The sequence below is a fragment of the Arthrobacter cavernae genome, from assembly GCF_017368795.1.
Taxonomy (GTDB): Bacteria; Actinomycetota; Actinomycetes; order Actinomycetales; family Micrococcaceae; genus Arthrobacter; species Arthrobacter cavernae.
In genome coordinates, this window is sequence record NZ_JAFNLL010000009.1 from 137,457 (window position 1) to 147,987 (window position 10,531).

The following is a 10,531-nucleotide window of genomic DNA, read 5'->3' on the forward strand; positions in this document are numbered from 1 at the left end:
CCGGCCGGCACCCAGCATTGACCCGCAAGCATTGACTCTCAACAGAACCAAGCAACAACAAAGGAGCACTCTCGTGACTGAGCGCATTGTTCTGGCCTACTCCGGTGGCCTTGATACTTCCGTAGCCATCGGCTGGATCGGTGAAGCCACCGGTGCCGAGGTCATCGCCGTGGCGGTCGACGTCGGACAGGGCGGCGAGTCGCTGGAGACCATCCGCCAGCGCGCCCTCGGCTGCGGCGCCGTCGAGGCCTACGTGGCCGACGCCCGCGACGAGTTCGCCAACGAATACGCCATGCCCACCCTGAAGGCCAACGCCCTCTACCAGGGCCACTACCCGCTGGTCTCCGCCATCTCCCGCCCGGTGATCGTCAAGCACCTGGTCAAGGCAGCCCGCGAATTCGGCGCCACCACCGTGGCCCACGGCTGCACCGGCAAGGGCAACGACCAGGTCCGCTTCGAGGTCGGCATCCAGACCCTCGGCCCGGACCTGAAGTGCATCGCACCGGTCCGCGACCTCGCCCTGACCCGCGACAAGGCCATCGCCTTCGCCGAGGAAAAGGGACTGCCGATCGAGACCACCAAGAAGAACCCGTACTCGATCGACCAGAACGTCTGGGGCCGCGCCGTCGAGACCGGCTACCTCGAGGACATCTGGAACGCCCCCACCAAGGACATCTACGACTACACCGCCACCCCGGAATTCCCGCCGGCACCGGATGAGGTCACCATTTCCTTCGAAGCCGGCGTGCCAGTGGCCATCGACGGCGTCAAGCACACTCCGCTTCAGGTCATCCAGGAACTGAACCGCCGCGCAGGCGCCCAGGGCGTCGGCCGCATCGACGTCGTCGAGGACCGCCTCGTGGGCATCAAGTCCCGCGAAATCTACGAAGCCCCGGGTGCCATGGCGCTGATCACCGCGCACAAGCACCTCGAGGACGTCACCATCGAGCGCGAGCAGGCCCGTTTCAAGGCCACGGTCGGCCAGCGCTGGTCCGAGCTGGTCTACGACGGCCAGTGGTTCTCCCCGCTCAAGCGCTCCCTGGACGCGTTCATCGAAGACACCCAGAAGTACGTTTCCGGCGACATCCGCATGGTCCTGCACGGTGGCCAGGCCATCGTCAACGGCCGCCGCTCCGAGACCTCGCTCTACGACTTCGACCTCGCCACCTACGACACCGGCGACACCTTCGACCAGTCCCAGGCCAAGGGCTTCATCGAGCTGTGGGGCATGTCCTCCAAGGTCGCAGCAGGCCGCGACCTGCGCGTCGCAGGTCAATGATGGAGGATCAGGGCCCACGGACGCCGGGGTCCCCGGCCGAGCGGAGCGAGGCTGGGGAGCGTTCGGGGACCAACGAAGGTGCACTGTGGGGCGGCCGCTTCGCCGGCGGCCCCGCAGACGCCCTCGCGGCACTGAGCAAGTCCACGCACTTTGACTGGCGGCTGGCCCGCTATGACATCGCCGGCTCCAAGGCGCACGCCCGCGTGCTCCACAAGGCAGGCCTGCTGGACGACGCCGAACTCGACGGCATGCTGAAGGCACTCACCCAGCTGGATGACGACGTCGCGAGCGGCGCCTACCAGCCGGCAGAGAGCGACGAGGACGTCCACGGTTCCCTGGAACGCGGGCTCATCGAGCGCGCAGGCACGCACCTCGGTGGCAAGCTGCGGGCCGGCCGTTCGCGCAACGACCAGGTGGCCACGCTTGGCCGCATGTTCCTGCGCGACCACGCCCGGATCATTGCCCGCCGTGTCCTGGCCACGGTTGATGCGCTGATCGAGCAGGCCAAGGCGCACCAGGGTGTGGCCATGCCAGGCCGCACGCACCTGCAGCACGCCCAGCCGGTGCTGCTGAGCCACCACCTGCTGGCCCACGCCTGGGCGATGCTGCGCGATGTGCAGCGACTCCAGGACTGGGACAAGCGGGCGGGCGTCTCGCCGTACGGTTCCGGCGCCCTTGCGGGTTCCTCGCTGGGCCTGGACCCCGAGGCCGTTGCCGCGGACCTGGGCTTCTTCTCGGCGGTGCACAACTCGATCGACGGCACCGCGTCGCGCGATGTCTTCGCCGAGTTCGCCTGGATCTGCTCCATGATCGGCGTGGATCTGTCCCGGATCTCCGAGGAAGTCATTCTGTGGGCCACCAAGGAGTTCTCCTTCGTGACCCTGCATGATTCGTACTCCACGGGGTCCTCGATCATGCCGCAGAAGAAGAACCCGGATGTCGCCGAGCTCGCCCGCGGCAAGGCGGGGCGCCTCATCGGCAACCTGGCCGGCCTGCTGGCAACGCTCAAGGGCCTGCCGCTCGCGTACAACCGCGATCTGCAGGAGGACAAGGAGCCGGTGTTCGACGCCGCCGACACCCTGGAGCTGCTGCTCCCGGCCGTGTCCGGCATGATCGCCACATTGACGTTCAACACCGAACGGATGGAGTCCCTGGCTCCGCAGGGCTTCGCGCTGGCCACGGACATTGCCGAATGGCTCGTCCGCCAGGGCGTCCCCTTCCGCGAGGCGCATGAGCTCTCCGGCGCTGCCGTGAAGCTTGCCGAGGGCCGCGGCGTCGAGCTGTGGGACCTGACCGACGAAGAGTATGCCGGCATCTCGGAGCACCTGAGCCCCGAGGTCCGCACGGTGCTCAGCACCGAGGGTTCGCTCAACAGCCGCAACTCGCAAGGCGGCACGGCGCCGGCCGCCGTCGAACGCCAGCTTGTGGCGCTCGAAGCGGAACTGGCAGCCGTCCGCGGGTACGCAGGCTAGCACCCCCCCAACGCTCTCTCACTTTTGAGGCGATTTCAGCCAACGCTCCTGCACAAAGTGCAGGAGCGTTGGCCGTTTTCCCTCCAAAGCTGAGAGAGCGTTGTGCGTTAAGAGCCGTTAACTCTCGGATACCATGGCGGCATGACCGAGATCACAACTCCTGCGCTGCTTGCCGAACTTCACACAGCAGCCGGCGTCGTCACCCGTCTTGTTGCCAAGCTGGACGACGCCGCCGTCACCGCTCCGTCCGAACTGCCCGGCTGGTCCCGCGGCCACGTCCTGGCCCACATCGCCGGCATCTCCCGGGCCATGGGCCGCCAGATCGAGTTCGCCTTGCGCGGCGAAACGGTGGAACTGTACGACGGTGGCATGGAAGGCCGCACCAAGGCCATCGAACTCGCCGCCGGGCACAGCCTGGTCCAGCACCGCGAGGCTGTCGAATCGTCGCTTACGGCGGCCATCGCCGCGTTCGACCGTCTCGATGATGCCGGCTGGAACGCCCCTATCAGCTACCGCAACGGAACAGCGTTCGACGGCGGTCTGGCGCTGTGGCGCGAACTCGTCATCCACGCCTCCGACCTGGCCGCCGGACGTGGCCCCGAGACCTGGAGCCGTCCGTTCTGCGAACACCTCATCGGCTTCCTCGCCGCCCGGGTGCCGGAGGAGTACCGTTTCGTGCTGCAGCCCACCGGCCTGCCACCGATCACCATCGGCGCGGGCACCACGTCCATCGCCATCAACGGCATGCTCACCGACATCGCCGCCTGGCTGGCCGGCAGGACGCCCACCCTCGGCAGCCTGCGCGCCACCGCCGCCGCCGACGGCGTGGACCTGCCCGGCCTGCTGCCGTGGCCGTCCGCCGCGCCTGCCGTCAAGTAGCGTCTCAGGCCCGGCTTTTCGGAGCAGCCGCTGCCCGCCACAGGTGCATCGTGGCGTAGGAACGCCAGGGGCTGGCCTCCCGGAAATCCGCCGAGAGTCCGGGCCTAGCCGGCAGGGTCTTGAGGCCGTTCCGGACGGCGGCATCGTTGCCCAGGAACACGTCCGGGGCGCTGATGACTCGCATGGCCACGTACCCCACAGTCCAGGGGCCGATGCCGGGCAAGGGCAGCAGCTTGTCCTCCAGCTCTTGGAGCCCGTCGCCGTAGCCGAAATCCAGGGTGCCGCCGGCCATGGCCTCGACGGCGGCGAGCACCGAATCGATGCGGCGCTGCGGACCCCGGAGCAGCGCCCGCCCCGATTCGGCGAGCTGGGCCGCCGTCGGGAACAAGCGCTCCAGCCCCGGTGGCATCGTACCTGAGGGCTGCGCCGTGCTTCCGGGCGATCCAGCCACGGACAACTGTGTCAGCGCGGTCCGGGCAGCCGCCACGGTGATCTGCTGCCCGATCATCGCCCGGACCAGCAGTTCGTGGGGGTCCACCGCCCCCGGCACGCGGATCCCGGGAATGGCGCGGACACTGGACCTGAGCCGCGGATCCGTGGCCAGCACCTGGTCGATGGCCACCGGATCGGCGTCGAGGTCGAACAGCCTGCGGACACGGCTCAACAGAGCGGGCAGATCGTGGAGGTCCACCGAGGCGACGGTGAGCCGCAGGGGTTTGCCGGGCGCGGCCGCGTCGTAGTCCACGGTGAACGCCGCATCGCCGCGGGGGAGGCGCAGGGTCCTTGAATAGCTGTGCGGGCCGGCGAGTTCGATGCCCGGTACCGCACGCACGGCAAGGAAATCGAAGATGCCGGGGTCGAAGGGCTCCCGGTAGGGGAGTTTGAGCGTCAGGGCCGAGCGCGAGGACACCTGGCCGCCCGTGATGGCGGCCTTGGCCGCCGTTCCGGAGGCCTTGCCCGTGGCGCGCAGCGCACTCGGCGTCAGCGCGAAGATCTCGGCGATGGTGTCGTTGAACTGCCGCACGCTGTTGAACCCCGAGGCGAAGGCGACGTCCGCCAGCAGCATGTCCGTGGACACCAACAGGGTCCTGGCCGTCTGGGCGCGGCTGGCCCGGGCCAATGACAAGGGCCCGGCGCCGAGATCGTGGCGCAGGATCCGGTTGAGCTGGCGCGAGGAATAGCCCAGGCGGCGGGACAGCCCCTCCACGCCTTCCCGGCCCAGGACGCCGTCGTTGATGAGCCGCATGGCGCGGCCCGCGACGTCGGAGCGCATGTTCCACGCGGGCGTCCCCGGGACCGCCTCGGGCAGGCAGCGCTTGCAGGCGCGGTATCCGGCCTCGTGTGCCGCTGCGGACGTCTCGTAGAAGGTGACGTTCTCTGCCTTCGGGGTACGGGCCGGGCAGGATGGCCGGCAATAGATCCCCGTGGAGCGCACAGCCGTGAAGAACTGTCCGTCAAAGCGGGGGTCGCGGGCGTCGATGGCCCGGTAGCGTTGCCAGAAGTCCATTACCCCATCCTGCCAGCCGCCCGGAGCCGCGACTAGCGGAAATCGGACATCAGCGTTGGCGGCTTTGCTAAGGTCTGGGGCATGACCGCTGCAGGCGAGCACCCGGGCCCCGAAGTGGCCGCGCTCCGGGAATTCCTGTCCGGCGATCCGCGAAACGTCGCGCCGCTGCTGCTGGGGGCCGTGCTCACACACCAAACAGACGAAGGTGCGGTCTCGGTCCGGCTCACCGAGGTGGAGGCCTACCTGGGGCCCCGCGATTCAGCACACCCGGACCCGGGCTCCCACACGTTCCGGGGCCGGACTCCGCGCAATGCGCCCATGTTTGGCCCCGCGGGCCACCTCTACGTGTACTTCACCTACGGCATGCACTATTGCGCCAACATTGTCTGCGGTCCCGACGGCGTACCGTCCGCGCTGCTGCTGCGCGCGGGCGAGGTGGTGGGCGGGCAAGCAATCGCGGCGTCCCGGCGGCCGGCGTCGAGGTCTCCGCAGGATCTGGCCAGCGGACCGGCGAGGCTGGCCACCGTGCTGGGACTGACGACGGCGGACAGCGGGCGGGATGCACTCTCCCCGCCGTTCGGGCTGGCGCTGCCAGACGGGCCGGCTGCCGCTGTTGCGAGCGGACCGCGCGTGGGTGTGGCCGGCGACGGCGGCAGCAGGCGCTATCCCTGGCGCTTCTGGATCCAGGACGATCCGACGGTGTCGCAGTACAAGGCCGCCAAGGCCGGGACTCCCAAGCCGTAGTGCCTCAGGCCGCCGTTTCCAGCGTCACGGAGTACAGCGCCAACCGTTCCAGCAGCTTCCCGCGGACCTCGGGCCACTCCGGCCGGAGGATCGAAAACACGGCGGTGTCCGCACGGCTGCCGTCCGGCGCCAAGCGGTGGCCGCGGAGCGTTCCCTCGTACTGTGCCCCGAGCCGGGCAATGGCGTTGGCACTGCGGGTGTTGCGGGTATCGCAGCGGAACGCCACACGGTGCACATCCAGCACCTCGAAGGCATAGGACAGGAGAAGGTGCTTGCTGGCCGTGTTGACGTGGCTTCCCCAGTAGGGTCGGCCGATGAACGTGCCGCCGATTTCAGCGCGTTCCTGCCGCGGGCTGTAGTCGGTCAAGGAGGTGGTTCCCAGCAGTTCCCCGGACCTCTGCGCGGTCACGGCGAACGGCACCATGTCCGGATTCTCCAGGCGGGAGGCGAAGAGGGCCGCAAGCTCCTCGGTGCTGTGCGGCTGGCTGGCGGCCATGCCTGCCCACATCTCGGAATCCACGAATCCGAAGAGCGCGTTGGCGTGCCAGGGAGACAACGGAACGAGGCTGATGCCATGTCCGGAAAGGGCAACATCGTGCTGCATTGCAGTATCTAAGCACCTACGATCCCCTTGGCAAACGATGGACGCGTTAGCGGGGGGTGAACTTTAGGTAACGAGGTCCGGAATCCGGTCTGTTCCTGCCGCGTTAACGAAAATGGCTGTAGAATGGACGGTCTGTCTTTTGCGATAGGGGTTACGGTTCAATGCACGACGCTGATTTGGTTCACGAGCAGGAATATGTTGCCGGGCTCTACGCCCGGCTCGATGAGCTGCGTGTGGAAAAGCGCGCCCAGTTGGCCCAGGTCAGGCGGGCCGGGGCAGTGGGAACCATGCAGAACGTCTCCGAACGTGACGCCTTCGCTGCACTGTACGAGGACCGCCTCGCCCAGCTCGACGCCGTGGACGACCGCCTGGTGTTCGGCCGCCTCGACCTGGACTCCGGTGAGGCGCAGTACATCGGCCGCATCGGCCTGTCCACCTCGGACCTGCAGCGGCTCATGATCGACTGGCGCGCGCCCGAGGCCGGCCACTTCTACCAGGCGACTGCCTTCGACCGCCAGGGCGTCCGGCGCCGCCGCCACCTGATCCTGCAGGGCCGCGAGGTGAAGGCCATCGAGGATGACGTGCTCGACGCCGGCATGCTCGCGGACAATGATTCCCTCCAGGGCGAGGGCGCACTGCTGGCCGCGCTGAACTCCAAGCGCACCGGCCGCATGTCTGACATCGTCGGCACCATCCAGTCCGAGCAGGACCGGATCATCCGCTCTTCGATGTCCGGGGCGCTCGTCGTCCAGGGCGGGCCCGGTACCGGCAAAACCGCCGTCGCCCTGCACCGCGCCGCGTACCTGCTGTACACCCACCGCGACAGGCTCAAGAGCGCCGGCGTGCTGCTGGTGGGCCCGTCGTCGTCGTTCATGCACTACATCGAGCGCGTGCTGCCCTCCCTGGGCGAGACCGGCGTGGTCATGGCCAGCGTGGGCCGGCTCATGCCGGGCATCCACGCCATCCCCGAGCACGACGCCGATGTTGCCGCACTCAAGGGCAAGCTCGACATGGCCGTCGTCGTGGCGAATGCCGTGGCGAACCGACAGCGGACGCCCGCCGCGGACAGCCTGCTCGAGGTCGACTCCCGTAAGCTGACACTCTCAGTCCGGCAGGTCCGCCGCGCACGGGACAGGGCACGCGCCAGTGGCAAACCGCACAACGAGGCCCGCGTTACCTTCGTCAAGATCCTGCTGCGTGAACTCACGGAACAGCTGACGGAAATCGTCGAGGAATCCAACATCGGCAACAACGCCGACCGTTCCTACCTCGCCGAGGACGTCCGCACGGCCCGCGATGTCCGCACCATGCTGAACCTGTGCTGGATGCCCATGACGCCGGAGAAGCTCATCTCGGAGCTCTTCAGCAAGCCGGCCATCCTGGAAGCCTGCACCCCCCACCTCACCGCGGAACAGCGCGCCCTGCTGCTGCGTCCCGCCAACGCGCCGTGGACCGAAGCCGACGTCCCGCTGCTCGACGAAGCGGCCGAACTCCTCGGCGAGCTGGACCCGGCCGCCGGGCGGGGGCTGGCACAGCAGGAACACGACCGCGCCCGCGACCTCGCCAACGCCAGGCAGACGCTGGTGAACATGGAGTCCATGGGCGTCGATGTCCTCATCACCGCGGAGGAACTCGCCGATCAGAACCAGGAGCGCGAGAACCGCCTGACGGCCGCCGAGCGCGCCACGAGCGACCGCACCTGGGCCTTCGGGCACATCGTGGTGGACGAGGCGCAGGAGCTCTCGCCCATGCAGTGGCGCCTGCTCGTCCGCCGCTGCCCGCTGAAGTCCTTCACGATCGTGGGCGACATCGCCCAGACGAGCTCCTCGGCGGGCGCGAACTCCTGGCAAGGTGCCTTGGCGCCGTCGTTCGGGGACCGCTGGCAGCTCGAGGAACTCACGGTCAACTACCGCACCCCGTCCCAGATCGCCGAGGCCGCAGTCCGCATGGCGAACCGCGCCGGCCTGGTCGTCTCGGCACCCAAGGCCGTCCGCGAGGGCAAATGGTCGCCCATCGTGGACCGTGTGGACGCCTCGGGGATTGTAGACCGTCTGGTTGAGGTCCTGCCGGAGGAAATAGCAGCGATCGACGGCGGCCTGCTGGCGGTCATCGCCGACGGCGAGCTCCTGCCGCAAGCCACGGCCGCACTCCGTGCGGTCTACGGCCACCGCATCGGTGAAGGGGCCGGCAGCTACGAGCAGGACATCGTGGTCATCAGCCCCAAGGAAGCCAAGGGCCTGGAATTCGACGGCGTTGTGGTCTTGGAACCGGCCGCCATGCTCAACCACGAGCACGGCAAGGTGGGCGACCTGTATGTGGCGATGACGCGTCCCACGCAGCGCCTGCGGCTCATCACCGCGGCGCCGCTCCCGGCGGGCATCGAGCGCTAGGCAAAACCGGCCCGTCAATCCTGCTAACTTAGATCTCGTGTCACACGTAAACAACCTCGAGTCCCAGCACAACGACCCGGGCTTTGCCAATATCTGGCAAGAGCTCAAATGGCGCGGCCTGATCCATGTTTCCACTGATGAAACGGAACTGGAAAAGCTGCTCGCCGGGGACCCTGTCACGTATTACTGTGGCTTCGACCCCACGGCTCCTTCGCTGCACCTGGGCAACCTGGTGCAGTTGCTGGTGATGCGCCGGCTGCAGCTGGCCGGGCACAAGCCGCTTGGCCTGGTGGGCGGTTCCACCGGCCTGATCGGCGACCCCCGCCCCACGGCTGAGCGCACCCTGAACACGAAGGACACCGTGGCCGAGTGGGTGGGTTACCTGCAGGCGCAGGTCCGCCGCTTCATCAGTTTCGACGGCGAGAACGCGGCCCGGATGGTCAACAACCTGGACTGGACCGCGCCGCTGACCGCCATCGACTTCCTTCGGGAAATCGGCAAGCACTTCCGTGTCGGTACCATGATGCGCAAGGACGCCGTGGCCTCCCGCCTCAGCTCGGACGAGGGCATCAGCTACACCGAGTTCAGCTACCAGATCCTGCAGGGCATGGACTACCTCCAGCTCTACCGCGATTTCGGCTGCGTGCTGCAGACCGGCGGCTCGGACCAGTGGGGCAACCTCACGAGCGGCACCGAGCTGATCCGGAAGGTGGAAGGCAAGGTCGTCCACGCCCTGGGCACGCCCCTGATCACCAACTCCGATGGCACCAAGTTCGGCAAGAGCGAGGGCAACGCCATCTGGTTGGACGCCCACATGTGCAGCCCGTACGCGTTCTACCAGTTCTGGCTCAACACCGCGGACGCCGACGTCGTGGACCGCCTCAAGGTGTTCACCTTCCTGAGCCGTGCCGAGATCGAGGAACTCGGCCAGGCTGTCGCCGAGCGTCCGTTTGCCCGCGAAGGCCAGAAGAAGCTCGCGTATGAAGTCACGTCCCTGGTCCACGGTGCCGATGCCACGGACAAGGTCATTGCCGCATCCGCAGCCCTGTTCGGCAGCGGCGACCTCACCGTTCTAGACGAACGCACACTTGAAGCCGCGACGGCGGAACTGCCGTCCGCGACGATCGGCGCCGACGGTCTGGGGATCATCGACCTCCTAGTTGCTTCGGGTCTGTCCGAGAGCAAGTCGGCTGCCCGCCGCACGGTCGGTGAAGGCGGCGCCTATGTGAACAACACCAAGGTGTCGGATCCCGACGCCGTGATCGAGCAGGGCGAGCTGCTGCACGGCCGGTACCTCCTGCTGCGCCGCGGTAAGAAGAACCTTGCAACCATTGAGGTTTCTGCCTAGTTATACAGTTTTTGCCGGCCCGGATTCCGGGCCCCATGCACGCTCCTTATAGGGCCGACTTGCGCGGTCCCGGGGGAGCGTGTATTGTTTTCTGAGTCGCCGGGAACGGAACAGTGAATAACTGGTTCGGATGGCGGCAATATCCCCTTCACATGGAAACCGGCTTGGTTCACATTTAGTGTGCATGCTGCTGGACTTCCCTTGGGGAATTCGAGTTGTTCCGTGAATTCAGTCGAAAAAGCTGATTTGCACAAGATGAATGATTCGGGTAGGTTTGGAAAGTTGCTCCGGAGCGAGCCGGTCCCCTT

Annotated in this window: 8 protein-coding genes; 6 read left to right on the forward strand and 2 right to left on the reverse strand. The window is 67.4% G+C overall.

The features are described from left to right. Positions 1–73 precede the first annotated feature (73 nt). The 3 genes from J1902_RS05675 (at position 74) to J1902_RS05685 (ending at position 3,630) form a co-directional block, all read left to right on the forward strand. A complete protein-coding gene (locus tag J1902_RS05675) occupies positions 74–1,279 on the forward strand; it encodes an argininosuccinate synthase (protein ID WP_207615277.1) in 1,206 nt (401 codons plus the stop codon). Beyond that, entirely contained in the window at positions 1,276–2,751 is a 1,476-nt protein-coding gene (gene argH / locus J1902_RS05680) for an argininosuccinate lyase (RefSeq protein ID WP_207615278.1), read from the forward strand. Before J1902_RS05675 ends, argH begins: the two co-directional genes overlap by 4 nt. 141 nt (positions 2,752–2,892) lie before the next feature. Continuing rightward, entirely contained in the window at positions 2,893–3,630 is a 738-nt protein-coding gene (locus tag J1902_RS05685; protein ID WP_207615279.1) for a maleylpyruvate isomerase family mycothiol-dependent enzyme, read from the forward strand. Between the two features lie 4 nt (positions 3,631–3,634). On the opposite strand, the gene J1902_RS05690 is transcribed toward J1902_RS05685, so the two are convergent. Then, complete coding sequence (locus tag J1902_RS05690; RefSeq protein WP_207615280.1) at positions 3,635–5,137, reverse strand: DNA-3-methyladenine glycosylase 2 family protein; 1,503 nt, start codon at positions 5,135–5,137, stop codon at positions 3,635–3,637. 81 nt (positions 5,138–5,218) lie between these two features. On the opposite strand from J1902_RS05690, the gene J1902_RS05695 reads away from it, so the two are divergent. Continuing rightward, positions 5,219–5,881, forward strand: a complete 663-nt coding sequence (locus tag J1902_RS05695; protein ID WP_207615281.1) for a DNA-3-methyladenine glycosylase — start codon at positions 5,219–5,221, stop codon at positions 5,879–5,881. 4 nt (positions 5,882–5,885) lie between these two features. On the opposite strand, the gene J1902_RS05700 is transcribed toward J1902_RS05695, so the two are convergent. Next, complete coding sequence (locus J1902_RS05700) at positions 5,886–6,485, reverse strand: GNAT family N-acetyltransferase (RefSeq protein ID WP_207615282.1); 600 nt, start codon at positions 6,483–6,485, stop codon at positions 5,886–5,888. A gap of 161 nt (positions 6,486–6,646) precedes the next feature. Here J1902_RS05700 and J1902_RS05705 point away from each other — a divergent pair, with 161 nt between their 5' ends. Beyond that, entirely contained in the window at positions 6,647–8,875 is a 2,229-nt protein-coding gene (locus J1902_RS05705; protein ID WP_207615283.1) for a HelD family protein, read from the forward strand. A 37-nt stretch (positions 8,876–8,912) separates the two neighbouring features. Beyond that, the gene (tyrS, locus tag J1902_RS05710; RefSeq protein WP_207615284.1) at positions 8,913–10,223 is read left to right on the forward strand and encodes a tyrosine--tRNA ligase; all 1,311 of its coding nucleotides are present in this window, start codon (positions 8,913–8,915) and stop codon (positions 10,221–10,223) included. The last annotated feature ends 308 nt before the right edge of the window (positions 10,224–10,531 follow it).

Coding starts and splice junctions, on each gene's coding strand:
- argH (WP_207615278.1), top strand. CDS start 1,276: ATGATGGAGGATCAGGGCCCACGGACGCCGGGGTCCCCGGCCGAGCGG.
- J1902_RS05685 (WP_207615279.1), top strand. CDS start 2,893: ATGACCGAGATCACAACTCCTGCGCTGCTTGCCGAACTTCACACAGCA.
- J1902_RS05690 (WP_207615280.1), bottom strand. CDS start 5,137: ATGGACTTCTGGCAACGCTACCGGGCCATCGACGCCCGCGACCCCCGC.
- J1902_RS05695 (WP_207615281.1), top strand. CDS start 5,219: ATGACCGCTGCAGGCGAGCACCCGGGCCCCGAAGTGGCCGCGCTCCGG.
- J1902_RS05700 (WP_207615282.1), bottom strand. CDS start 6,485: ATGCAGCACGATGTTGCCCTTTCCGGACATGGCATCAGCCTCGTTCCG.
- J1902_RS05705 (WP_207615283.1), top strand. CDS start 6,647: ATGCACGACGCTGATTTGGTTCACGAGCAGGAATATGTTGCCGGGCTC.